Origin of the sequence: Paracoccus benzoatiresistens (assembly GCF_026913015.1) — a bacterium.
Taxonomy (GTDB): Bacteria; Pseudomonadota; Alphaproteobacteria; order Rhodobacterales; family Rhodobacteraceae; genus Paracoccus; species Paracoccus benzoatiresistens.
In genome coordinates this window covers 59,508-82,715 of sequence record NZ_JAPTYD010000013.1, presented here as the reverse complement: position 1 = coordinate 82,715, position 23,208 = coordinate 59,508, and the positions used below count along the sequence as shown (strand labels likewise).

The following is a 23,208-nucleotide window of genomic DNA, read 5'->3' as shown; positions in this document are numbered from 1 at the left end:
TACGCAAGCCTAGCTGCAAAAGGTGGCATCGAACACGTCGTTGTCGGCAGAAAGCCGGGCACGCGGGTCGCTGCAGGCTGCTATCACATCCAGACTGTGAACTCGCTCCACGCCCGCTACGAAGCCTTCATCAAACCATTCTGTGGCCCTGCCACGAAGAACCTTAACGGCTACATCCGCTGGCTGGAGGTGCGACTGGCGGGACTTCAACCGGCTGACGTCATTCAGGCGTCCTGAGAGACCAACACGATATGCGGACATCCCCAAAGAATAACCCGTAAATCTTTCGCCAAGCCGCATCGGTTTCGGGCCGACGCGGCTTGCCGGCATCAGGAACCGGCGTCCCGCAGGAACTCCAGCAGGTCGCTGACCAGCCGGTCCGCATGGGTCGCGGTCAGCCCGTGCGGGGCGCCGCTGTATTCGATGAGCCTCGCATCCGGCAGCATCGGCGCCAGACGACGGGCGGTGGTCTCGATCGGGACTGTCTTGTCGCTGGTGCCGTGGATGATCAGCGTGGGCACGTTGATGTGGGGAACGTCACCGGAAAAGTCGGTCGTCCCGAAGGCCGTCACGCATTCCAGCGTCGCGCGGGGGCTGGCCATCATCGCCATGCCCAAGGTCCAGTCCAGGATCTCCTGGCTGACGCCGCCGACAAGGCCCTGGCCATAGAACTGCTTGAAGAAGTCGGCCAGGAAGGTCGGGCGATCCTTGCGCAGGCCCGCCTGGATTCCTTCCAGCAGGTCGCGCGTGATGCCATGGGGGTTGCTGTCGGATTTCAGCATCCCCGGCACCACCGAACCCACGAAGACCGCCTGCGAGACGCCCCCGCCGTGGCGGGTCATGTAACGGGCAACCTCTCCCCCGCCCATCGAGAAGCCGACAAGCGTGACGTCCTTCAACCCCAATCCCTCGATCACGGCGGCCAGGTCATCGGCAAGCGTGTCATAGTCATAGCCGTCCCAGGGCTGGTCGGACCGGCCAAAGCCGCGCCGGTCATAGCTGATGACGCGGAACCCCGCCTCGGCCAGGGCGACGGACTGGTATTCCCAGCTGTCGGCGTTCAGGGGCCAGCCGTGGATCAGCACCACAGGGCGGCCATGGCCCCAGTCCTTGACATGCAGCTTCGTTCCGTCGCTGGTCGTGATCACCGGCATTGCGCGTTCCTTGTCGATGGAGTTCAGCAGCGGAACGCCATTGCTTGCCGACAGGTTGCCTTACTGCACCCGCGCCCAGGTCTGGCTCTTGCAGAACAGCCCGCCCGCGACGCAGCCCGACAGGCTCATCCGGTCCCCCTGCACACTGGCCTTGCCGCTGTAGATCTTGTCGTTGGCCGGTCGCCACACCTTGCCCGCATAGCTGCCGCCGTCCTGCGGGGCCATGTCGATGACGATCTGGCGGCCCAGGTTGGGGGACTGGTATTCCGACTGGCCCTGGAAGGTCCGGCTGATCGTGCCGCAGAAGGCGGGACCGCAGGGGGCGATCGTGACATGGGCGAACGATCCTTCGTCCGGCTGTGTCTGCCAGACGCCCTCGATCGGGTCGGCAATGGCGGCGGTGCCGGCCAGTGCGAAGGCCGCGGCGATGATGATGTGGCGCATGGTTCCTCCTCCAAGGACAGGCGGATGCTGCGCGGGCGACCCCCGGCCTGGCAAGCATGACGTGAGGTCGCGGCCCGCCCTTCCGTTTCACGCGGACCCGTGGCAAAGGGTGCGCAATCCGCGAACCCAGGAGTCTGCCATGATCCTTTATCCCGCCATCGACCTGAAGGACGGCAATTGCGTCCGCCTGCTGCGCGGCGAGATGGAGGCGGCGACCGTCTTCGGGACCGACCCGGCGGCGCAGGCGCGCGCCTTCCAGGATGCGGGCGCGGAATGGCTGCACCTGGTGGACCTGAACGGCGCCTTTGCGGGCCACCCGGTCAATGCCCCGGCGGTCGAGGCGATCTTGGCCGCCATTTCCATCCCCGCCCAGCTTGGCGGCGGCATCCGCGACATGGCGACCATCGCGGGCTGGCTTGAAAAGGGCCTGTCGCGCGTGATCCTGGGCACCGTGGCGGTGGAAGACCCCGATCTGGTGCGCGAGGCGGCGGCCGCTTTCCCCGGCCAGATTGCCGTCGGCATCGACGCGCGCGGGGGCCGTGTCGCCACCCGGGGCTGGGCGACCGAGACCGAGGTGATGGCGACAGACCTTGCCCGCCAGTTCGAGGACGCGGGCGTCGCCGCGATCATCTATACCGACATCGATCGCGACGGGGCGATGCAGGGCCCCAACACCGCCGCGACCGAGGCGCTGGCCCGCGCGGTGTCGATCCCGGTCATCGCCTCGGGCGGGGTGTCGTCGCTGGCCGACCTGCGGGCGCTGGCGGAAACCGGGGTGATCGCGGGCGCGATCTCGGGCCGGGCGCTGTATGACGGCGCCATCGACTTGGCCGAGGCGCTGGCGCTGCTGAAATAGCGCCCGGTCAGATCCGGCGTTTCAGATCTGGCGTTCAGGCATCTGGACGACCAGACCGTCCAGGGCTTCGGTCACCTTGATCTGGCAGGTCAGGCGCGACCGCGCGGGATCGGGCTGGTAGGCGAAGTCCAGCATGTCCTCCTCCATCGGGTCCTTCGGGGGAAGCTGGTCCACCCAGGCCGGATCGACATAAACATGGCAGGTCGAACAGGCGCAGGCGCCGCCGCAATCGGCGTCGATGCCGGGGATGCCATTGTCGCGCGCGCCTTCCATCACCGTCATGCCGGGCTTCACGTCCACCTCGTGGCGGGTTCCGTTATGCTCGATATAGGTGATGCGGGCCATGGCTGGGTATCCTCTGCTGTGCAGGGGGCAGATAGGCCATCGAACCCGCAATGAAAAGGGGCTGCCCCCGAAGGACCGCCCCCTGTGTCCACCTGGGACAGGATCAGGATTCCTGGACCGGCAGCGCCACGAAGCGCGGCTCTCCATCGCGGCGCACCAAGACCAGAAGCGACTTGCGGCCCGCCTCGCGCGCCTCGTCGATGCGGTCGTTCAGGTCCGCGATCGAGGCAACGGGCTGCTGGCCTGCCTCGGTGATGATGTCGCCGGGCGCCAGGCCCTTCTCGGCGGCCTCGCTGGCGGGATCGACCTCGCGGACGATCAGCCCCTTGGCGTCATCCGGCAGGCCCATCTCTTGCGCCAATTGCGGCGTCAGGACGGACAGCGACAGGCCCAGAACATCAGCGGGCGCGTCACCGCCCTCGGCGGCGGGCGAATCGCCTGTCCCCTCCGCCGTCTCGCGGCGGCCCAAGGTCACGCTGAGCGTGGCGGGCCCATCGGGACGCTGCACCACCACCTCGACCGGCTCGCCCGCAGGGGCCTCGGCCACGCGGCGGACCAGGCTGCGGGTGTCCTCGACCGGAGAGCCGGCAAAGCTGGTGATCACGTCGCCCGCGCGCATTCCGGCCTCTTTCGCCGGGCCCTCGGGGACATCGGTCACCATCGCGCCCGATTCGGCGGTCAGACCAAGCGCCTCGGCCATGTCGGGGGTCACGTCCTGGATCTTGACGCCCAGCCAGCCGCGACGGGTTTCGCCGAATTCGCGCAACTGGTTCACGACGCTGGAAACGACGTTGGAGGCCATCGAAAAGCCGATGCCGATCGACCCGCCGTTGGGCGACAGGATCGCGGTGTTGACGCCCACGACCTCGCCCTTGAGGTTGAACAGCGGCCCGCCCGAGTTGCCGCGGTTGATCGCCGCGTCGGTCTGCAGATAGTCGTCATAGGTGCCGGACAATTCGCGGTTCCGCGCCGAGACAATCCCCGAGCTGGCCGAGAAGCCCTGTCCCAAGGGGTTGCCAAGCGCCAGCACCCAGTCACCGACCCGCGCCTCGTCCGAGTTGCCGAACTTGACGAAGGGCAGCGCGTCCTCGCTTTCGACCTTCAGCAGCGCCACGTCGGTGTTCGGATCAGTGCCGACGACCTTCGCGGGCAGCGTCTCGCCGGAATAGAACTCGATCTCGATCTCGTCCGCGCCTTCGATCACGTGGTTGTTCGTGACGATGAAGCCGTCGGCCGAGATCACGAAGCCCGAGCCGAGCGCGTTCGACCGCTGCGGCATCTGGGGTCCGCCCGGGCCGGGCTGGCCCGGAATGCCGGGAATGCCGAAGTCGCGGAACAGGTCGGAAAACGGGCTGCCCTCGGGGAACATCGGCCCCTCCTCGCCCCCGGTTGGCTGGGCAACGACGGCGCTGGTGGTGATGTTCACCACGGCAGGCGCGACCTCCTGGACCAGGTCGGCAAAGCTGTCGGGCATGACCTGCGACGAACCGGCCTGCGGGTGGGCCGACAGGGGTTCGTTGTTGTTCGCCGCCTCTTGCGCCTGCTGGCTGGCCTCGGGCGAGATATCGGGCTGCGCATCCTGCGCGGCCGCAAAGCCCAGGCCGACTGTCAGGGCCAGTGCCGAAGCACCCAGGAGATGCCGAGGAGAAAGCGTCTTCATGCGGATGTCCTCATCTTTCGCATAATGCTCCGGTCCTGAGATGGGCCGGGGGGCCGGTGTATATGAAGAAGAAATAGGGCAGCGTCGCAAATAAACCACGCTCTCGAACAGTGAACTGATTGTGACTTTTATTGCAAAGGGCGGATGGTCTCCATCCGCCCTTTGGTGTCGTTCAGTCCTGCGCCGTGCTGGCGGCGGGCGCTGCCTCGCCTTCAGGCGCCGGCGCGCCAGCGGCGGCCGGTGCCGCCGCGCCTTCGGGCGCAGGCGCGCCAGTAGCGGCGGGCGGCACGACGCCCGATTCCTGCTGCGGCGGCGTGGTCAGGCTTTCGGGCACCGGCGTCAGCGTGACGCCCGCGCTTTCGCCCAGGCGGTTGCCCTCGCGGTCGGTGACAGTCGGCGTGACCAGATCCTCGCCGCTTGCCGGCGGTTCAGCCGCAGCGTTTTCGGCCGAGTTGCCCGCCGGAACCGGCGTGGGCGAGGGGTTCGCGCCATCCGCGCCATCGTCACGCAGATAGGTGAAGAAATCCCCTTCCGGCTGCAGCACGATGCTGCTGTTCTCGGGACGCAGGGCGCGTTCATAGGAGGTCATCGCCCGGGTAAAGGCGAAGAATTCCGGGTCACGGCCAAAGGCATCGGCATAGATCGCGTTCCGCTGGGCGTCGGCTTCACCGCGCACGATCTCGGCGCGCTTGGACGCTTCCGAGGTCAATTCGGTGACAGTCCGGTCAGCCGCGGCACGCACGCGCTGCGCGGCCTCGCCACCGCGGGCGATTTCATCCGCCGCCTCGCGCTGACGCTCGGCCCGCATCCGGGCATAGGTCGCGTTCAGGTTCTGCTCGGGCAGGTCGGTGCGGGTCAAGCGCACGTCGATGATCTCGACCCCCAGCCCGGCCGAGTTGTTGCGCGCCTCGTCCCGGATCTGGTTCATCAGCGCGGTCCGGTCGTCCGACAGCACGCTGGTGGACGGGACCGTGCCCAGCACCTCGCGGATGGCGTTGCGCACGATGGGTTCCAGACGGCCCTGCGCGCCCTGGATGCCGCCCGCGCCGACCGCCTGGCGGAAGCGCACGACATCGGTGATCCGCCAGCGGGCGAAGGCGTCAACGATCAGGCGGCGGTCGTCCAGCGGCGTGACTTCCAGCGGAACGGTCGGCAGGCCCAGGATGCGGCCATCGTATTTTTCGACATTGTCGAGGAAGGGCACCTTGAACCCCAGGCCCGGTTCTTCCTTTACATCGACAACGCGGCCAAGGCGCAGGACCAGGGCCTTTTCGCGTTCGTCCACGATGAACAGGGACGACGCGACAAGCACGGCGACCGCGATCAGCAGCGGGATGGCCAGCGTGGACAGGGATATTCTACGCGCGGCCATCAGTTGGTCCCCCCGGAATTCGTGTTCGTGTTCCTGTTCGCGTCGGCGTTCGGTTCGCCCTGACGACGCAGCTGGTCCAGCGGCAGGAAGGGCACGACGCCCGTCCCCTGCCCGTCCATGCCTTCGCCGATGATGACCTTGTCCACGCCGCCAAGGACGTTTTCCATGGTCTCCAGATACATCCGGCGGCGGGTCACCTCGGGCGCCTTCACGTATTCCTCGTAGATCGAGTTGAAGCGCGCCGCCTCACCCTGGGCGGTGTTGACCGCCTGGGCGCGATAGGCCTCAGCCCGTTCCAGGGTCGCTGCCGCGTCACCGCGGGCCTGGGCCAGCACGCGGTTGGCATAGGCGTCGGCTTCCTTCTCAAGCCGGTCGCGTTCCTGCTGGGCGGCCTGAACCTCGCGGAAGGCGTCGATCACCTCGGAGGGCGGGTCGGCGCGGTCCAGGTTGACGCGGACCACGTTGATCCCCGACTGATAGGCGTCCAGCGTTTCCTGCACCGAAGCCTGCAGATCATTGGCAATCGTGCCCCGGTCGCGGTTCAGGATCGGCGCCAGTTCGCTGCGGGCAATGATGTCGCGCATCGAGGATTCCGCCACCGCGCGCATGGTGTCGGCGGGGTCGGCCAGGTTGAACAGGAACTTCTCGGGGTCCGAGATATTCCAGACGACCTGGTATTCCATGTCCACGATGTTCTGGTCGCGGGTCAGCATCAGGCCGTTGTCCATCTCGCCCTCGCGGCCGGTCCCAATCTCGGTCACGCGTTCGTTGGTGACGGGGATGACCTCGGCCGTGACGACCGGCCAGGGGGCGAAGTTCAGACCTTCCGAGCCCACGGCAACGGCGCGGCCGAACAGGAACTCGACGCTCTTTTCGTTGGTCTGGACGCGGTAGAAGCTGGCAAAGGCCCAAAGCGCCAGCAGCACCAGCCCGCCGATGGTCAGCGTGGTGCGGTTCATCTGCAGGCCCGGCCCGCCCGCGGGGCGGCGTCCGCCGCCGTTCGGGCCGGGGCCGCTGCCGCGCCCGCCCATCAGCACGCGCAGGCGCTCCTGGCCCTTCTTCATCAGTTCTTCGATCTCGGGCATCTGCTGCGGGCCGCCCGGCCGCTGCGGGCCTTTTGGTGGCTGCTGCTGTCCCCAGGGGCGGTTCGAGGGCTGCTTGCCGCGATCCTCGTCGTCTCCTCCGCCATTTCCGCCGCCCCAAGGGCCCTGACTTGCCATCCGTGGTCCTTCTTTCTTCTTCGGAATTCCGTTGATTGAAAACTGGTGCAGTGGGGGGAAAAGTCAACCCGACGCCCCCCCTGCCCGCGCCGATCTGTCGCAATTGTCAGGCAGTTGCAGCCTGTGCAGGAATGGCCCGCCGATGCCGCCGGGCGGGCTGGCGCATCGTGACCAGTTCCTCGGCCGCGGTGGGGTGGACGGCCATGGTGGCATCGAAATCGGCCTTGGTCGCGCCCATGGTGATGGGGATCGCCGCCAACTGGATCATCTCGCCCGCGTCGGGGCCGAAGATGTGGCAGCCCAGCACCCTGTCGGATTCGGGATCAACCAGCAGCTTCATCATCACTTTGGCATTGCTGCCCGCAAACATGGACCGCATGGGCCGGAAGACAGTGGCATAGACATCGACATCGCCGCGGGCCTGCGCCTGTTCCTCGGTCAGGCCGATCTGTGCCACTTCATGCGGGCGCAGATAAACGGCGCTGGCGATGGTCGTGTGATCGACCTTGCGCGCCCGGCCGCCGAAGATCGTGTCGGCAAAGGCGTGCCCCTCGCGGATCGCCACCGGCGTCAGGTTCACCCGGTCGGTCACGTCGCCCACGGCAAAGATCGAGGGAACCGAGGTCTGGGACCATTCGTCCACGCCGATGGCACCGTTCGGGTCCAGGTGGACGCCGGTGTTCTCCAGCCCCAATCCTTTGGTGTGGGGGGTGCGGCCCGTGGCAAAGATCACCGCGTCAAAGTCGTCGCGGCTGTTGTCGCTGAAGGTCACGGCGATGCGGTCGGCCGCCCGCTCCAGGGCGATCGGGGTGACGTTCAGCCGCAGGTCGATGCCGACTTCGCTCAGCTGCAGGGTCGCCAGGTCGCGGGCCTGCCGGTCGAAGCCGCGCAGCACCGCGTCGCCGCGATACACCTGCACCGTCTCGCACCCCAGGCCCGCCAGGATCGTCGCGAATTCGCAGGCGATATAGCCGCCCCCGACCAGCAGCACCCGGCGCGGCAGGCTTTCCAGCAGGAACAGGTCGTCCGAGATCAGGCCCAGTTCCTCGCCCGGAATGCCCGGCAGCGCGGGGCGTCCGCCGGCCGCGATCAGGATATGCTTGGCGGTCTTGCGCGTGCCGTCGGCCAGCGCGACCGTGTGGTGATCGACGATCGTGGCGCGCTGGTGGAAGATCTCGACCCCGGATTTCGTCAGGTTCGCGGTATAGATCAGCTCCAGCCGGGTCAGTTCGGCATCCAGCTTCTGCTTGAACACCTCCCAGTCGAAGCGGCCCGCCTGCGCCCCTTCCCAGCCATAGCCGCGCATTTCCTCGGCCATCAGCCCGGCCTGGGACGCGAAGATCATCAGCTTCTTGGGCACGCAGCCCCGGATCACGCAGGTGCCGCCCATGCGGCTTTCCTCGGCCAGGGCCACGCGGGCGCCATGTTCGCCCGCCGCGATCCGCGCCGCGCGAACGCCGCCCGAGCCGCCGCCGATCACGAACAGGTCATAGTCGAAGCTCATGGCCGGTCCCCCTCGCCCGCCAGCATGTCGGCATCGATATCGGCATTGCGATCCAGCCGGACAACCGTGCCGTCGGGCTTGCCGATGATCGCAAGGCTGCACATGCCCAGGAACAGCCCGTGTTCCACGACGCCCGGAATGGCCGCCAGCGCGCGCGCCAGCGCGACGGGATCGGGAATGCACTTCAGATGCAGGTCCAGGATCCAGTTCCCCTCGTCCGTGACCCAGGGTTCGCTGCCCTTCAGGCGATGCAGGACCTCGCGGTCGCCCAGGTCCAGATCCTGCAGCGCGCGGCGGATCAGGGTGCGGGTAGTCTCGAACCCGAACTGCAGGACCTCGACCGGCAGGGGAAAGGCCCCCAGCTGTTCCACGACCTTTGCGGGGTCGGCGATGACCACCATCCGCTTGCTCGCCGCCGCCACGATCTTCTCGCGCAGATGGGCGCCGCCGCCGCCCTTGATCAGGTGCAGGTCGGGATCGATCTCGTCGGCGCCGTCGATGGTCATGTCCAGCCAGCCGATCTGGTCCAAGGTCTCGATTGACAGACCCAGGCTTTCGGCCAGTTCGCACGTGGCCTTCGACGTGGCGGCGCAGCGCAGCGACAACCCTTCGGCCTTGGCGCGCGCGGCCAGTTCGCGGACCATGATGCTGGCCGTCGATCCGGTGCCCAGGCCCAGCTTCATGCCGTCCTGCACCAAGGCCACGGCCGCGCGGGCGGCGGCGAGCTTTGCGGGATCGGGTTCGGACATCTGCGCCATCGGCGGCCTCCATTCATGGGCGTTCCAAGGGTTATAGGACAGGGGGACAAGGCCCGCCACCAGCAAAACCCTTATCCCCGGCTGGCGCTTTCCGGCAGGATCACCGTGAAGGCGCTGCCCTGCCCGCGCGAGCTGTCGATGCGCAGCCGGCCCCGGTGGCGGTTCACGATATGCTTGACGATGGCGAGGCCCAGGCCGGTGCCGCCTTGCGCGCGGGACCGATGCGTGTCCACCCGGTAGAAGCGTTCGGTGAGGCGCGGCAGGTGCATTCCCTCGATCCCCTCGCCCCGGTCGCGGATCTCGACCGCCCAGGCGGGGCCGCGCAGCAGGGGCTCGTGGTCGATCCGGCGCATGGCAACACCCAGATAACCGCCCGATCCGCCGTATTTCAGCGCATTCTCGATCAGGTTCTGAAAGACCTGCACCAGCTGGTCGGGATCGCCCGGCACCCGCTGGCTGCCCGCGATGCCCTGTGCCTCGACCGTGACGCCCGCCGCCTTGGCTGCCGGATCCATCGTCGCCAGGACGCCGCGCAACAGCAGCGGCAGATCGACGTGCCCCGAGGGACGGCGCCGTTCCTCGGCCTGGACGCGGCTCAGCGACAGAAGGTCGCTGACAAGGCGGTTCATGCGGGCGGCCTCGCGCTCCATGATGTCCAGGAAGCGGTCGCGGGCGCGGGCATCGTCGCGGGCAGGGCCGCGCAGGGTCTCGATGAAGCCGATCATCGCCGTCAGCGGCGTCTTCAGCTCGTGGCTGACATTGGCCACGAAATCGCGGCGCATCTGCTCGGCCTCCTCGGCTTCCGAGCGGTCCAGCACGGCGATGGTGGCGCCCCGCCCCAGCGGTGAAGGCAGCCGCGCCACGGTGATTTCCGCCGCGATGTCGCGCCCGTCGGCCAGAAGCAACGCATGCAACCGGACCACGCCATCGACCAGCGCAGGCAGGGACGGGTCGGGCGTCGGCGCGGGATGGCGGTCGGGTTCCAGCACCCAGTCCACCGCCGCGACAACCGCCGGGTGGCGCACCACCGTCACGAAGGGCCGGTTGAGAAGATCGCCGCCTCCGAACAGGGCGACCGCCGCGCGGTTGGCGCCGATGGTGCGGGCCTTGCCATCGACGGCCAGCATCGGGACGGGCACGCCCTCCAGCAGGTCGGATGCCCGGCGGTGCGCGTCCTGCGTCATCAGACCTGCCGCAACCCGGCGCGGAACCGCGCGGCATTGGCGCGATAGCGTCCGGCGGACTGGCGCAAGGCGGCCTGCGCGGCATCGTCCAGCATCCGCACGACCTTGCCGGGAGAGCCCACGACAAGGGCGCCGGGCGGGATCTCCTTGTTCTCGGCGACCAGGGCGCCGGCGCCGATCAAGGCGCCCGCACCGATCCGCGCGCCGTTCAGGATCGTGGCGCCCATGCCGACCAGCGCGCCGTCGCCGATGGTGCAGCCGTGCAGGATCGCGCGATGGCCGATGGTGCAATCCGCGCCGACGACCAGCGGATGACCGGGATCGGTGTGAAAGACGCACAGGTCCTGGACATTGCTGCCGCGCCCGATGCGGATTTCCTCGTTGTCGCCGCGCAGCACCGCGCCCCACCAGACCGAGGCGGCTTCCTCCAGCACCACGTTGCCGATCACCTGGGCATCGGGCGCGATCCAGGCATCCGGCGCGATGCGCGGGGCGATGCCCTCCAGTTCCCAGATCATGCGTCCTCCTCCATCAGGTGCTTGACGAAGCGGCCAAGTCCGCCCTGGCGTTCGCGGCGCAGGCGTTCGGCGGTCAGGATGGCGCGAAGGCGGTGTTCGGTTTCGTCCAGGTCGTCGTTGATCAGGACATAATCGTATTCCGCCCAATGGCTGATCTCGGCCCGGCTTTTCTCCATCCGGCTGGCGATCACCGCGTCGCTGTCCTGTCCGCGCCCGCGCAGGCGCCGTTCCAGTTCCGGCAAGGACGGCGGCAGCACGAAGATCGACACCACATGCCTGCCCAGGGCGGATGCGCGGATCTGCTGGCCGCCTTGCCAGTCCACGTCGAACAGCGTGTCGCGCCCGTCGCGCATCGCGGTTTCGACCGGGGCGCGGGGGCTGCCATACAGGTTCCCGAAGACCTCGGCATATTCCAGCATCTGGCCCTGATCGACCATCTGGCGGAAGGCGCCGGGGGTGGTGAAATAATAATGCTGCCCCTCGACCTCGCCCGCGCGCGGGGGCCGCGTGGTGGCGGATACGGAAAACCGCAGCGAGGGATCCCAGTCCATCAGCCGCCGCGCCAGCGTCGATTTCCCCGCGCCCGAGGGCGATGACAGGATGATCAGCAGGCCTGTGCGGTCCATGGGCGTCCTTTCTTCTTGGCGTGACGGCGGGATGGACCAGCGATGCCGGGTGGTCAAGACCCGGGCATCGAGACGATTGTCCGACGCTATCTTAACCATTCGTTAGGAAAACGACTCGGCAGCCAGCAAAGTTATGTTTATCATGTCGTTGCAGTGGCAGTGCATCCGTGTGTTTGGATGCACCTGAGTGACGAGGGTACGACATTGTCGGAATGTCAGGACGACAAAGGGTCGAATCCGCCCCTGGCGGATCGGACGGGCCGGATCGTGCATCTGGCGGACTTCAACCCGATGCAGCCGGCGCGAATTCTGAACGATGTGCACGCCTATTGGAACAGCCTGCGACGGGGCCGGGCGGTGCCCGCACGATCCGACATCCAGCCCCAGGGCATCCGCCGCGCGCTGGACCATGCCTTCATCCTGGAACGCATCGCGCCCGGCACGGCGCGCTTTCGCCTTGCCGGCCAGCACCTGATCGACCTGATGGGAATGGAGGTGCGGGGCATGGCATTTTGTTCGCTGGCAAACTCCAGTTCCCGCGGGCGGCTGTCGGATGTGCTGGAATCGGTGTTCCGCGCCCCGCAACTGGCGCAGATGACGCTGCACGCCAAGGCCGATTATGCGCGGCCCGAACTGTCGGCGCGGATGCTGCTTCTGCCCCTGACCTCGGATCTGGGCGATGTGACGCGCGCGCTTGGCTGCATCATCGCCGAAGGCCAGATCGGCGTGGCGCCCCGCCGCTTCGACCTGACCCATGACGAGGTGATGCCGATCCTGGAGGGCGGCAAGACGGTGGCCCCCTCGCCCTCGGGCCTCGACGGGGGCCGGCGGGGGCTGAAGCCGCTGCCGCTGACCGCCGGCGAACGTCCGGCAAAGCGGGCCGACAGTCCCGAATCACGCCGCGCGAGCTTCCGGGTCGTCCCGCTGGCGCCGGCATCGCTGCCCACGGGCGCGAGCCAAAGCTAGGGCTGCGGACGCCTGCGCCAGCGATAGACCGCGGCGGGCGCAGGTTCGCTGCGGCCAAGCGAGGACAGCATCTGGTCCTGGTCCCGCTGGAAGCCCAGGTTCTTCAGCAGGCGCCGCGACGGCTGGTTGTCCAGGAACACATCGGCCAGCAGTTCGGGCGGATCGAAGCGGGCGGTGATTTCGGCCAGGAAGGCGCGGCCCATCTCCTCGCCCAAGCCCTGCCACGCCATGGCGGGGTCAAGGAAATAGAAGATGCGGGGCGGATCGCCCGCGCTGATGCCGATGGAACCGGCCACCTTGCCGTCGCGCCGCACGGTCAGGCGCATCGGGGGCAGCAGGCCGTCGGACTGGAACAGCGGCGCCATGTCGTCGGGCGTCATGTCCGGGTGGAACAGCAGCAGGTTCGACGCGACCTCGGGCATGGTGACGATGCGGTGCAGGTCCGGCAGGTCGCCGTGGCGGAAGGGCTCGATCAGCAGGCGGGGCGTCGCCAGCGCGATCGCATGCCGCCGGGCGAAATCCTGGCGGGTCAGGCGCAGCGACAGGCCGGGCAGATGGCGCTGCTGCGGCTGCGACCACAGCATGACCTCCTTCACGGGCCGAAAGCCAAGCCGCGCCAGCAGCGCGGCGCAGGCGGTGTTGTCCTGCAGGTGGTTCGCCTCGATGAAGGCCGAGCCATTGCGGAAGCGGCGCGACAGGGCCAGCACCGCGGCGCGTTCGGCCAGCCCCTGCCCCTGCGCCACGGGCGCCATCCAGATGCCGAAGCTGCCGGATGCGCGGACCATGCCGATCAGCCGGCCGTCCTGCCGCACCGCGTATTCGTCAAGGCCCGCGCCGTCGATAAAGGCGGCAGCATCCGCCGCCCCATAGGGCCAGGGCACGGCGGTCAGCCATTGGGCCACCTGCCAATCCGACAGCGCCTCGGCAATGGCGGGAGCGTCTTCGGGCCACGGACGGGTCAGGGTCAGCGGCGCGGGCATGGCCCTAGCCCACGGAAATGACGCGCACCGAGCCGCCCTTGGCCGACAGCGCGATCTCTCCGCTGGCAAGGCGCAGGGCGTCCTGGCCAAAAACCTCGGCCCGCCAGCCCTTCAGCGCGGGCAGGTCGCGTTCGCCCGATGCGATGGCGTCCAGTTCCGCGGTCGAGGCGATCAGCTTGGGCGCCACCCCTGCCGCATCGGCCTTGGCCTTCAGCAGCACGCGCAGCAGGTCCGACAAGGCGGCATTGCCCGGCTTGCCCGGTTCCTCGCCCTTGGGCTGGGGCAGATCCTTCGACTCGGTCCCGGCCTTGACGGCGGCCAGGATGCCGTTCGCGATCTCTCCCTTGCGGGCCTCGCGCAGCAGCAGGCGCGACCGGCCAAGATCGGCCTCGGACATGGGCTTGGTCGAGGCGACCTCGATCATGGCGTCGTCCTTGAAGACCCGCGACCGGGGGATATCGCGTTCCTGGGCATAGGCCTCGCGGAAACGGGCCAGTTCGCGCAGGATCGCCAGGAAGCGGGGCGAGTTGGTGCGCGTGCGGATCTTGAGCCAGGCTTCCTCGGGGCGGGTAATATAGGTCTCGGGGTCCTCCAGCACGGCGACCTCCTCGGCCAGCCAGCTTTCGCGGCCGTTCTTGTGCAATTCGGCTGCCAGGAATTCATAGATCACGCGCAGATGCGTGACATCGGCCAAGGCATAAGCCGCCTGGGCGTCCGACAACGGGCGGCGCGACCAGTCGGTGAAACGCGACGACTTGTCCAGATTTGCCCGCGCGATCTTGCGCACAAGGGTCTCATAGCCGACCTGTTCCCCGAAGCCGCAGACCATCGCCGCGACCTGCGTGTCGAACAGGGGCTGCGGGAACAGGCCCGCGTCGTGGAAGAAGATCTCCAGATCCTGGCGGGCGGCGTGAAACACCTTGACGGTTCCGGGATGCCGGAACAGGTCGTAAAGCGGCTCCAGCGACAGCCCCTCGGCCAGGGGATCGACCAGCACGGCCTCGCCGCCCGCCGTCTTCGGCGTCGATGCGGGAGGCAGCGCCATCTGGATCAGGCACAGCTTCGACCAGTAGGTCCGCTCGCGCAGGAATTCGGTATCGACGGTGACGTAGGGGGCCGACTTCGCGGTTTCGCAGAAGCGGGCGAGATCCTCGGTCCGGGTGATGATGGTGATGTCGTCGCTCATGGGGCCTTCTGCCGGGCGGTTCGTCCGCCAGTCCGACCGGCATAAGACCAAGTTTCCGCCTTGGGAAGGGTTTTTGGTTAACCGGACCGGCGGATCAGAGCGGCGGAATATCCCCCTCGGCCCGGGTGGCGTGAAAATCGGCAACGAAATCGTCCAGCCTGCCCCCGGCAATGGCGCCGCGCAGGCCCGCCATCAGTTCCTGGAAGTAATGCAGGTTGTGCCAGGTCAGAAGCATCCCGCTGATCATTTCGCCCGCCCGGAAGACATGGTGCAGATAGGCGCGGCTGTAGCCGGTGCAGGCGGGACAGGTGCAATGCTCGTCCAGCGGGCGCGGGTCGTCGGCATGGCGCGCGTTCTTGATGTTGACCTGGCCCCGTCGCGTCCAGGCCTGTCCCGTGCGCCCGGAACGCGAGGGCAGCACGCAATCCATCATGTCGATGCCGCGCTGCACGGCACCGACGATGTCGTCGGGCTTTCCCACCCCCATCAGATAGCGCGGCTTGTCGGTGGGCAGGAAACCCGGCGCATAGTCAAGAACGCCGAACATCGCCTCCTGCCCCTCGCCCACGGCCAGGCCGCCGACGGCGTAGCCGTCGAAGCCGATGGATTTCAGCGCCTCGGCGGATTCCTCGCGCAGCTCCGGCGTGACGCCGCCCTGCATGATGCCGAACAGCGCATGCCCCGGCCGGTCGCCGAAGGCATCGCGCGACCGCCGCGCCCACCGCATCGACAGGCGCATGGATTTGGCCACGTCCTCCTCGGGCGCGGGCAGGGCCGGGCATTCGTCGAAGCACATGACGATGTCGCTGCCCAGAAGGCGCTGGATCTCCATGCTGGTTTCCGGCGACAGCATGTGCTTCGACCCGTCGACATGGGACGAGAAGGTCACGCCGTCTTCCGTCAGCTTGCGCAACGCGGCCAGCGACATGACCTGGAATCCACCCGAATCGGTCAGGATCGGCCGGTCCCAGTTCATGAAACGGTGCAGGCCCCCCAGGCGGGCGATGCGCTCGGCACCCGGGCGCAGCATCAAGTGATAGGTATTGCCCAGCAGGATGTCGGCCCCCGTGGCGCGGACCGATTCCGGCAGCATCGCCTTGACGGTGGCGGCGGTGCCCACGGGCATGAAGGCGGGCGTGCGGATCTCGCCCCGCGGGGTGTGGATCGTCCCGGTGCGGGCGCGCCCGTCGGTCGCGTGAAGGGTGAAATGGAAACGATCGCTCATCGGCCTGCCTGTCGCTGGAACCGGCCGTGTCTAGCGAATGCGGGCGGGGTCCGCAATCTGGGCCAATCTCTGGACCTGACGGGGGTGTTCGCCTATATACATGGCGCATTTGACAGGAACACGCCATGACCGAGCTGCAGGAAGGCGCCCCGCTGATCGCGCCCTCGTCCACCGACCATCCGCTTTATGACAGCGTCGTCGAGGCCTGCAAGACGGTCTACGACCCCGAGATCCCGGTCAACATCTTCGACCTAGGGCTGATCTACACCATCGCCATCAACGACCAGAACGAGGTCCGCGTCGTCATGACCCTGACCGCCCCCGGCTGCCCCGTCGCGGGCGAGATGCCGGGCTGGGTCGCCGATGCGGTCGAGGCCATTCCGGGCGTCAAGCAGGTCGATGTCGAGATGACCTTCCAGCCGCAGTGGGGCATGGACATGATGTCCGACGAGGCGCGGCTGGAACTGGGCTTCATGTAGGCTTGCCCGAGGCGGCAGCCGGGGGACTTCGCGTCCCCTCGCCGGCTGGTTCCTGAACCCGTGGCGCACCAACCGGCGCCGCCCCCGGTGGGATATTTGGACCGAGGTGAAGGACACCCGCGTCTTGATGGCGGCGGGGTGCAGCATTATCTTTCGTGCGAACAGAAGGATCGCGCCCATGTTTGCCATTCCCGGATCGTCTCCGGTCAAGATCACGCCTGCCGCCGAGCGCCAGATCGCCCGGCTGATGACGGGCAGGAACGCCTTTGGCCTGCGCATCGGGCTGAAGAAGGGCGGCTGCGCCGGCATGGAATACACCATGGATCTGGTCGAGACCGCCGAACCGAACGAGGAAGTCGTCGAGCAGGGCGCGGCCCGGGTGCTGATCGCGCCCCGCGCGCAGATGTTCCTGTTCGGAACCGAGATCGATTACGAGAACGGCCTGCTGGAATCCGGCTTCCGGTTCCGCAACCCCAACGTGACCGATGCTTGCGGATGCGGCGAATCGGTGCGGTTCGAGCCGCTGGACGGCAGCCGCACGGGCGGCTGATCCTGGCGGCTGATTTCCTGCCCGGTTGCGGCGCTATCATGATTGCGAAGCGCCTCCTGTCGCCCTAAGCCGCTGGCAAAGCTCAGGAGGAATGGCATGGCACCGCGCAAACTGGCCGCTGGAAACTGGAAGATGAACGGCGATCTGGCCGCGCTGGCCGAGATCGATGCCTTGGTCGCGGCCCATCCCGCCCCCGGTTGCGAGGTTCTGATCTGCCCCCCCGCGGTGCTGCTGCACCCCATGAAGGCGCGGGTCGATGGCGGGGCAATCGCCTTGGGCGGGCAGGATTGCCATGCCAAGGCCTCGGGGGCGCATACGGGCGACATCGCGGCGGCGCAGTTGAAGGGCGTGGGCGCAAGCTACGTGATCCTGGGCCATTCCGAACGCCGCGCCGATCACGGCGAGACGGATGCCGTGGTCGCGGCCAAGGCGGCGGCCGCCCATGCCGCCGGTCTGACCGCGATCATCTGCGTGGGCGAGACCGAAGCGCAGCGCGACCGAGAGGAAACCCTGACGGTGATCGCCTCGCAGCTTGACGGATCGATCCCCGAGGGGGCGACGGCGGCAAACACCGTCATCGCCTATGAGCCGGTCTGGGCCATCGGCACCGGGCGCACCCCGACCAACGACCAGATCGCCGAGGTTCATGCCCTGATGCGCGAAAGGCTGGCTGGCAAGGTCGGGGATGCCAGCCAGGTCCGGCTGCTTTACGGCGGCAGCGTCAAGCCGGACAATGCGGCGCAGATCTTTGCCCTTCCCCATGTGGACGGCGCGCTGGTCGGCGGGGCCAGCCTCAAGGCCGCGGATTTCGGCCGGATCATCGCGGCGCTGGACGCGGCCTGAGGTCGTGGTCCATGGCAAGGGGCGCCACCGAAACCCGCCCCTTGCCCGCCCGCTTCGACTGATACAGCGCAACATCCGCATCGTTCAGCATCAGGTCTATGTCGCCTTGGCCATAGCCTGTGGACAGGACGATCCCCAGGCTGGCCGAAACGCCGCAATCCCCCGGCGAGACCTGTTCGATCCCCCGGATGATCCGCGTGCCGAGGCCCGTCAGCGCCTCGCCGGACCAGGATCCGCCCAGGACCAGCACGAATTCGTCCCCGCCGATCCGGGCCACATGGTCGCGGCTGCGGGTCACGCGGTTCAGGACCTGCGCCACGTCGCGCAGCAGGCGGTCGCCGGTCGCGTGGCCCAGGCGGTCGTTCACCTGCTTGAAGTTGTCGAGATCCAGATGCGCCAGGGCAAAGGCCTGCCTTGCGCCCGGGTCCAGCGCGTTGCGCATCGCGGCCATCAGCCCGCGGCGGTTCAGCAATCCGGTCAGCGGATCGGTATGGGCCTCGCGCTCGGCATCCAGGCGGGCCAGCATCAGGTGGCGGTTGAAGCGCGCCAGCTCGCCCTGGATGGCGCGGTTCGCTTCCTTCAGAAACATCAGTTCCAGCGCCAGTTCCGTGGGCGCAAAGTCGCTTTCCGTCAGCCCGAAGCCGGCAACCGCATCGGACAGCGATACCCCGAAGCCGAAGTTCAGCAGCAGCCCTCCAGGAGCGGGTGCCACGACATGGCCGCGCAGCAGCATCTGGCGGTGATGCCGCAGCCTCAGGGCCAGGCGCTTGCCCGGATCGGCGGCGCGAATCTGCGAGATCACGCAGCCGGTCCCGGAGCCCTTGGCCTCGACAAAGATATCCTCGACCAGCTTCGCGCCGGGCGGGACCAGCTTCCCCATGGTCGGGCCGCAGAAGCGGATCGCACCGTTCTGGGCCAGGCAGAGATGCATGGGCATCAGCCGGTCCAGCGCCGCCCGGTCCAGTGCCAGTTCCTGCGTCATGCCTGGCCGGCCCGGGCTGACAGGCGGAAGGTCCGCGCCTCGGCAAAGGCCAGGTCGGAAACGTCGATGCAGATCCCCTCCTTGCTGCGGGTGATAACGCAAAGCGTTCCGTAGTCGTCGGCCATGGCCCGCAGCAGGCCGCTGAGCAGCGCCGTCCAGACGGGCGAGCCGGCCGCGATCGTCACCCAGACCAGGCCGTCGGCGCCGCGCGACAGCGCGATCTCGGGGACCTCCACGTCATCGGTGATCAGGCGGATGCGCTCGGGCAGCTCGTCCAGGCGCAGCAGGAAGTCCAGGAAATCGCTGCCGCAAAAGCGCAGCAGTCGCCAGATTTCATCCTGCCGCACCAGCCAGGCGCCTAGATCCTCGACCAGCTCGTCGACGGGCTTGCCCAGTTGCTGCGCCGCATTCCGCAGCATCAGGCCAGGGGGCAGCAGGCCCGCCTCGACCTCGTGCACCGATTCCGCGTGCAGGAACTTCTCGATCGCGCGGTTGACCAGATCGTGCATGTCTCACCTCCGGCATCCTTCCTAGATGCAAAAGGTGAACAAACCGCAAACTCAGACCTGCCAGCCATAGCTTCCCGGACCGGCCAGCGCCGTCCGCGCATGCATCAGGTCCGCCGGAGGGATCTGCAGCTCGGCGGCGGCCTCCATCACCCTCTGGTCGTCTTCCAGCAGGAAGTCCAGGACATGCAGCGCCATCTCGGGGCTCGAGGCGACCCGGCGCAGGTCCTGCGGCTGAAGCCCGGTCGCCCCCAGGAAGGCTTCGATCAGCTCGGGCCGCTCGGCCAGGTAAAGCAGGGCGGCCGTTGCCAGTTCCTGCGCGGATTCTCGCTTATATGTCATCGCTGCCCTCGTTCTGCGGTTCGCTGGACGACTGTTTGGAAACGCTTTGTTAAGGAATCAATGACATTCTTTCGAAAGATCGTCGGAAAGAGGCGCGTCATCCATGACTGCATGTATCCTTGTTGCAGAAAGCAGCGCGACAAGTCGGATCAGCCTGAAAGTCAGGCTCTCCGGGGCGTGCTACGACGTCCTGTCGGCCGCGACGGTCGAGGATGTCGTGTCGCAACTGCGCTCGGGCCGCCCCGACCTGATCCTGCTGGGGCCGGGCTTTTCCGGGCTGCCCCTGGCCGACTTCTTCCGGCTTGTTTCCGTCGAACGGCCCCGGACGCCGGTGCTGGCGCTTGCCGACGGCCAGCGCCGGGTCGAGGCGCTGGAGGCCGGGGCCTCGGCCGTCCTGGATCCGCGGGTCGAGGAACAGATGCTTCTTGCGCGCGTGCGCGGCCTTCTGCGCGATTCCGAGACCGGTGATGCCCCGAACTTCGCCATGGCCGAGGCCGCGGCCGGCTTTGCCCACGCGCCGTCCGGCAATGTCGTGCTTGTGGCCGACCAGCCCGCCCGCGCGCAGCGCTGGCGCCATATCCTGCAGCCGCGGCTGAACTGCCGCTTTGCGATCTCCAGCCCCGACGAGACGCTCAGCGCAGCGTCCCAGGGCGATGGTGCGGATCTCTACATCATCGCGGCCGATATCGACCGGAAGGGCGACGGGCTGCGGCTGCTGTCGGAACTGCGGTCCCGAAACGGCTCGAAGGAGGCGGGCTTTGCCGTGCTTGTCGCGCCCGAGCGGGAGGATCTCTGCGCCATCGCGCTGGATCTGGGCGCGGGCGAGGTGCTGCCCCTGGATCCCGGCGCCGACAACAATGCCGAGATTGCGGCCCTCGCCCTGCGCAACCAGCTGGATCGCAAGCGCCGCGCCGACAGCCGGCGCGAGGAGATGAAGCGCAACATGGCCTGGGCGATGACCGACCCGCTGACCGGGCTTTACAACCGCCGCTACGCGCAGCCGCAACTGACCGAGATCGCGGGCGCCGCCATGCGCCAGCAGTCCAGCTTTGCGGTGATGGCCCTGGATCTGGACCGATTCAAGGCGATCAACGACAATTTCGGCCATGCGGCCGGCGATGCGGTGTTGTGCGATGTCGCCCGCCGTGTCGAGGGGACCGTAGCCGGCCGGGGCCTGAGCGCCCGCCTTGGAGGGGAGGAATTCCTGGTCGTGCTGCCCGAGGCGACCGAGTCCGAGGCCTATCACATGGCCGAGGACATCCGCCGCGCCGTGGAAATGCACCCGATCTTGCTGCCCCGCATCTCGGGCGGGGGGCAGGTGCAGGTCACGCTGTCGATCGGTGTCGCCCTGGAACAGGCGCCCTTCTACATCAGCCGCCCCGATGTGCTGGCCGAAATCGCGCTGGAACGGGCCGACCGGGCGATGATCGCGGCAAAGTCGCTGGGCCGGAACCGCGTGCTGATGGCGCCGATGCAGCCGGTCCACTGAGCCGTTTGCGACGAAAGACGCAGAACCTTGTCGCCTATGGGGCTGGCAGGGGCGGCGCTCAGGGCCTACATTGCCCCTGCCCCTTGCCGCCGGAGCTTGCCATGTCAGACAACCTTGCCCAAAGCGCTTCGGCCGAACGCTCCACGGGGCAGGCCATGCTGCGCGGGGCCTTGGGCCGCTGCCCGGCCTGCGGCGAGGGTCGGCTGTTCAGCTCCTTCCTGAAGGTCGCCGATCACTGCCCGGCCTGCGGCGAGGCGCTGCATCACCAGCGCGCCGACGATGGCCCCGCCTATCTGACGATCCTGCTGGTGTCGCATCTGGGCGCGCCGCTGCTGCTGGCCTGCTATATCGCCTGGCGGCCTTCGGCGATGACGATGATCTATACCTTCGGCGCGGGCGCGATCATCCTGTCTCTGCTGCTGTTGCCGCGGATCAAGGGCGCGATGGTGGGGCTGCAATGGGCGCGGCGGATGCACGGCTTCGGCGCCTCCGCGACCCGGCCCGGCTCATGACAGGGGCCACGCCCATCCGCGATGCGGCGACGATCATCCTGCTGCGCAGGCAGGCCGAGGGTGTGTCGGTGCTGATGGGGATGCGCGGCGCGGGAGCGGTCTTCATGCCGTCGAAATACGTCTTTCCGGGCGGCGCGGTCGATCCCGGTGACGCTTCAGCCCCCTTGACCGCGCCGCTGGCCGAGCCGCATCGCAGCCGCCTGGTCCGAGAGCCCCGGCCCGGGACCCTTCCCGATCCCGATGCCATCGCCGCCGCTGCCCTGCGCGAATTGGCCGAGGAAACCGGCCAGCTGATCGGCCGCCCCGGACACAGCACCTGGCCCGGCTTTGCCGAGGCGGGCCTGTGCCCCGATGCCTCGGCGCTGGTCTATCTGTTCCGGGCGATCACACCCCCCGGCCGCCCACGCCGGTTTGATGCGCACTTCTTCGTGGCCGATGCCGCCTGCCTTGCCACCGACCCCGACGATTTCAGCCGCGCCTGCGACGAGCTTTCGCACCTGCATTGGGTGCCCCTGGCCGAGGCCCGCGCCCTGGACCTGCCCTTCATCACCGAGGTCGTGCTGGCCGAACTTGCCGACCTGATCGCAGGGCTTCCCCAGGACGCATGCCTGCCGGTGCCGGATACGGTGCCCTTCTTCGACAACCGCACCCCTGCTCCGCGTTTTGCGCAGATCGCCTGATCAGCGGCCCGCAAACCGCGCCGGACGCTTTTCCAGAAACGCCGCCACGCCTTCGGCGAAATCCGCCGTGCGGCCGGCCTCGCCCTGCAGCCGCGCTTCCAGCGCAAGCTGGGCGTCCAGGTCGTTCCCGAAGGACGCCCCGACCGCTTCGCGGATGGCGCGATAGGCGGCGGTCGGTCCTTGGGCCAGGTGCCGGGCACGGGCGGCGACGCCTTCGGCAAAGGCATCGTCGGGCAGCGCTTCCCAGATCAGGCCCCAGTCGGCGGCCTGCCGGGCGCTGACGGGTTCGGCGAACAGCATCATGCCAAGCGCACGGGCGGCGCCCACGGCGCGGGGGATGATGAAGGTCCCGCCCGCATCCGGGACCAGCCCGATCCGCGCGAAGGCCTGGATGAAGCTGGCGCTTTCGGCCGCGATCACCACGTCGGCCGCCAGCGCGAGGTTCGCCCCCGCCCCCGCCGCCACGCCGTTCACGGCTGCGATCACGGGCGCGTGGCAGGCCCGGATCGCCCGCAGCATGGGTTCATATTCACCGCGCAGCGTGCCTTCCAGATCGGCCGCCGCCGCCCGGTCGGTCAGGTCCTGGCCCGAGCAGAATCCGCGCCCTGCCCCGGTGATGACCAGGCAGCGCATGTCTGCGGGCAGGGTCTGGACCGCGTCCGTGATCTCGCGCCGCATCTGGCTGCTCAGCGCGTTCATCACCTGCGGGCGGTTCAGGGTCAGCGTGGCGATGGCGTCGCTGGTCGTGAACTTGATGGTTTCGTAAGTCATGGCGGTCCCCCTTTTGGGGGCATCATGACCAAAATGCACAACGGGAAAAGCGCGAC

At 68.0% G+C, this 23,208-nt stretch carries 26 protein-coding genes and 1 pseudogene; 9 read left to right on the top strand and 18 right to left on the bottom strand.

The features are described from left to right. Positions 1 to 237: pseudogene (locus tag OU682_RS11420) on the top strand (hypothetical protein); the annotation flags it as partial. A gap of 92 nt (positions 238 to 329) precedes the next feature. Here the strand turns inward: OU682_RS11420 and OU682_RS11415 are convergent. Together OU682_RS11415 and OU682_RS11410 are read right to left on the bottom strand one after the other, a co-directional pair. Beyond that, positions 330 to 1,154 carry an alpha/beta fold hydrolase gene (locus tag OU682_RS11415; RefSeq protein WP_268942246.1) on the bottom strand — a complete coding sequence of 275 codons (825 nt, stop codon included), beginning with the start codon at positions 1,152 to 1,154 and terminating at the stop codon, positions 330 to 332. Positions 1,155 to 1,214: 60 nt separating this feature from the next. Further along, positions 1,215 to 1,598, bottom strand: a complete 384-nt coding sequence (locus OU682_RS11410; RefSeq protein ID WP_268942245.1) for a DUF2147 domain-containing protein — start codon at positions 1,596 to 1,598, stop codon at positions 1,215 to 1,217. A gap of 139 nt (positions 1,599 to 1,737) precedes the next feature. On the opposite strand from OU682_RS11410, the gene hisA reads away from it, so the two are divergent. After that, a complete protein-coding gene (gene hisA / locus OU682_RS11405; protein ID WP_268942244.1) occupies positions 1,738 to 2,454 on the top strand; it encodes a 1-(5-phosphoribosyl)-5-[(5-phosphoribosylamino)methylideneamino]imidazole-4-carboxamide isomerase in 717 nt (238 codons plus the stop codon). Positions 2,455 to 2,475: 21 nt separating this feature from the next. Here hisA and OU682_RS11400 read toward each other — a convergent pair whose 3' ends face one another. The 9 genes from OU682_RS11400 to gmk form a co-directional block, all read right to left on the bottom strand. Continuing rightward, entirely contained in the window at positions 2,476 to 2,799 is a 324-nt protein-coding gene (locus tag OU682_RS11400) for a 2Fe-2S iron-sulfur cluster-binding protein (protein WP_268942243.1), read from the bottom strand. 103 nt (positions 2,800 to 2,902) lie between these two features. Beyond that, the gene (locus tag OU682_RS11395) at positions 2,903 to 4,459 is read right to left on the bottom strand and encodes a Do family serine endopeptidase (protein WP_268942242.1); all 1,557 of its coding nucleotides are present in this window, start codon (positions 4,457 to 4,459) and stop codon (positions 2,903 to 2,905) included. A 172-nt stretch (positions 4,460 to 4,631) separates the two neighbouring features. Continuing rightward, positions 4,632 to 5,831 carry a protease modulator HflC gene (hflC, locus tag OU682_RS11390; protein WP_371832236.1) on the bottom strand — a complete coding sequence of 400 codons (1,200 nt, stop codon included), beginning with the start codon at positions 5,829 to 5,831 and terminating at the stop codon, positions 4,632 to 4,634. Continuing rightward, positions 5,831 to 7,051, bottom strand: a complete 1,221-nt coding sequence (hflK, locus tag OU682_RS11385; RefSeq protein ID WP_268942241.1) for an FtsH protease activity modulator HflK — start codon at positions 7,049 to 7,051, stop codon at positions 5,831 to 5,833. Before hflK ends, hflC begins: the two co-directional genes overlap by 1 nt. A 106-nt stretch (positions 7,052 to 7,157) precedes the next feature. Next, positions 7,158 to 8,555 (bottom strand): glutathione-disulfide reductase, encoded by a 1,398-nt coding sequence (gene gorA, locus OU682_RS11380; RefSeq protein ID WP_268942240.1) that lies wholly within the window; start codon positions 8,553 to 8,555, stop codon positions 7,158 to 7,160. Beyond that, a complete protein-coding gene (rpiA, locus tag OU682_RS11375; protein WP_371832237.1) occupies positions 8,552 to 9,313 on the bottom strand; it encodes a ribose-5-phosphate isomerase RpiA in 762 nt (253 codons plus the stop codon). The genes gorA and rpiA overlap by 4 nt, the downstream gene beginning before the upstream one ends. Before the next feature lie 71 nt (positions 9,314 to 9,384). Beyond that, on the bottom strand, positions 9,385 to 10,497 hold the full coding sequence (locus OU682_RS11370) for a sensor histidine kinase (protein WP_268942238.1): 1,113 nt from the start codon (positions 10,495 to 10,497) through the stop codon (positions 9,385 to 9,387). Beyond that, positions 10,497 to 11,015, bottom strand: coding sequence for a gamma carbonic anhydrase family protein (locus tag OU682_RS11365; protein WP_268942237.1), 519 nt, complete (start codon positions 11,013 to 11,015; stop codon positions 10,497 to 10,499). Before OU682_RS11365 ends, OU682_RS11370 begins: the two co-directional genes overlap by 1 nt. Continuing rightward, positions 11,012 to 11,641, bottom strand: coding sequence for a guanylate kinase (gmk, locus tag OU682_RS11360; protein ID WP_268942236.1), 630 nt, complete (start codon positions 11,639 to 11,641; stop codon positions 11,012 to 11,014). The genes OU682_RS11365 and gmk overlap by 4 nt, the downstream gene beginning before the upstream one ends. A 204-nt stretch (positions 11,642 to 11,845) precedes the next feature. Here gmk and OU682_RS11355 point away from each other — a divergent pair, with 204 nt between their 5' ends. Continuing rightward, positions 11,846 to 12,607 carry a PAS domain-containing protein gene (locus tag OU682_RS11355; RefSeq protein WP_268942234.1) on the top strand — a complete coding sequence of 254 codons (762 nt, stop codon included), beginning with the start codon at positions 11,846 to 11,848 and terminating at the stop codon, positions 12,605 to 12,607. On the opposite strand, the gene OU682_RS11350 is transcribed toward OU682_RS11355, so the two are convergent. From OU682_RS11350 to tgt, 3 genes are all read right to left on the bottom strand, one after another. Beyond that, a complete protein-coding gene (locus OU682_RS11350; protein WP_268942233.1) occupies positions 12,604 to 13,587 on the bottom strand; it encodes a GNAT family N-acetyltransferase in 984 nt (327 codons plus the stop codon). The two genes, OU682_RS11355 and OU682_RS11350, sit on opposite strands and share 4 nt — an antisense overlap. A 4-nt stretch (positions 13,588 to 13,591) precedes the next feature. After that, positions 13,592 to 14,761 carry a ribonuclease D gene (gene rnd, locus OU682_RS11345; protein WP_268942249.1) on the bottom strand — a complete coding sequence of 390 codons (1,170 nt, stop codon included), beginning with the start codon at positions 14,759 to 14,761 and terminating at the stop codon, positions 13,592 to 13,594. A gap of 106 nt (positions 14,762 to 14,867) precedes the next feature. Further along, entirely contained in the window at positions 14,868 to 15,998 is a 1,131-nt protein-coding gene (tgt, locus tag OU682_RS11340) for a tRNA guanosine(34) transglycosylase Tgt (protein WP_268942232.1), read from the bottom strand. Between the two features lie 125 nt (positions 15,999 to 16,123). On the opposite strand from tgt, the gene OU682_RS11335 reads away from it, so the two are divergent. From OU682_RS11335 to tpiA, 3 genes are all read left to right on the top strand, one after another. After that, positions 16,124 to 16,477 (top strand): SUF system Fe-S cluster assembly protein, encoded by a 354-nt coding sequence (locus OU682_RS11335; RefSeq protein ID WP_167622542.1) that lies wholly within the window; start codon positions 16,124 to 16,126, stop codon positions 16,475 to 16,477. A 178-nt stretch (positions 16,478 to 16,655) separates the two neighbouring features. Further along, positions 16,656 to 17,027 (top strand): HesB/IscA family protein, encoded by a 372-nt coding sequence (locus OU682_RS11330; RefSeq protein WP_268942231.1) that lies wholly within the window; start codon positions 16,656 to 16,658, stop codon positions 17,025 to 17,027. Between the two features lie 96 nt (positions 17,028 to 17,123). Further along, positions 17,124 to 17,870, top strand: coding sequence for a triose-phosphate isomerase (tpiA, locus tag OU682_RS11325; RefSeq protein ID WP_268942230.1), 747 nt, complete (start codon positions 17,124 to 17,126; stop codon positions 17,868 to 17,870). Here the strand turns inward: tpiA and OU682_RS11320 are convergent. From OU682_RS11320 to OU682_RS11310, 3 genes are read right to left on the bottom strand one after another with little or no spacing between them, the layout of a single operon-like run. Continuing rightward, entirely contained in the window at positions 17,845 to 18,852 is a 1,008-nt protein-coding gene (locus tag OU682_RS11320; RefSeq protein ID WP_268942229.1) for a GGDEF domain-containing protein, read from the bottom strand. The two genes, tpiA and OU682_RS11320, sit on opposite strands and share 26 nt — an antisense overlap. Next, positions 18,849 to 19,361, bottom strand: a complete 513-nt coding sequence (locus OU682_RS11315) for a heme NO-binding domain-containing protein (RefSeq protein WP_268942228.1) — start codon at positions 19,359 to 19,361, stop codon at positions 18,849 to 18,851. Before OU682_RS11315 ends, OU682_RS11320 begins: the two co-directional genes overlap by 4 nt. 51 nt (positions 19,362 to 19,412) lie before the next feature. Then, positions 19,413 to 19,700 carry a DUF3572 family protein gene (locus OU682_RS11310; protein ID WP_268942227.1) on the bottom strand — a complete coding sequence of 96 codons (288 nt, stop codon included), beginning with the start codon at positions 19,698 to 19,700 and terminating at the stop codon, positions 19,413 to 19,415. A gap of 103 nt (positions 19,701 to 19,803) precedes the next feature. Between OU682_RS11310 and OU682_RS11305 the strand changes: the two genes are divergently transcribed. The 3 genes from OU682_RS11305 to OU682_RS11295 all read left to right on the top strand — a co-directional run bounded on the left by OU682_RS11305 (position 19,804) and on the right by OU682_RS11295 (position 22,381). Beyond that, positions 19,804 to 21,189 (top strand): diguanylate cyclase, encoded by a 1,386-nt coding sequence (locus OU682_RS11305; RefSeq protein ID WP_268942226.1) that lies wholly within the window; start codon positions 19,804 to 19,806, stop codon positions 21,187 to 21,189. Between the two features lie 101 nt (positions 21,190 to 21,290). Further along, entirely contained in the window at positions 21,291 to 21,701 is a 411-nt protein-coding gene (locus OU682_RS11300) for a DUF983 domain-containing protein (RefSeq protein ID WP_268942225.1), read from the top strand. Further along, a complete protein-coding gene (locus OU682_RS11295; protein ID WP_268942224.1) occupies positions 21,698 to 22,381 on the top strand; it encodes an NUDIX hydrolase in 684 nt (227 codons plus the stop codon). Before OU682_RS11300 ends, OU682_RS11295 begins: the two co-directional genes overlap by 4 nt. Here OU682_RS11295 and OU682_RS11290 read toward each other — a convergent pair whose 3' ends face one another. Then, positions 22,382 to 23,152 (bottom strand): enoyl-CoA hydratase-related protein, encoded by a 771-nt coding sequence (locus OU682_RS11290; protein ID WP_268942223.1) that lies wholly within the window; start codon positions 23,150 to 23,152, stop codon positions 22,382 to 22,384. It abuts the gene before it with no gap. Between the last annotated feature and the right edge of the window lie 56 nt (positions 23,153 to 23,208).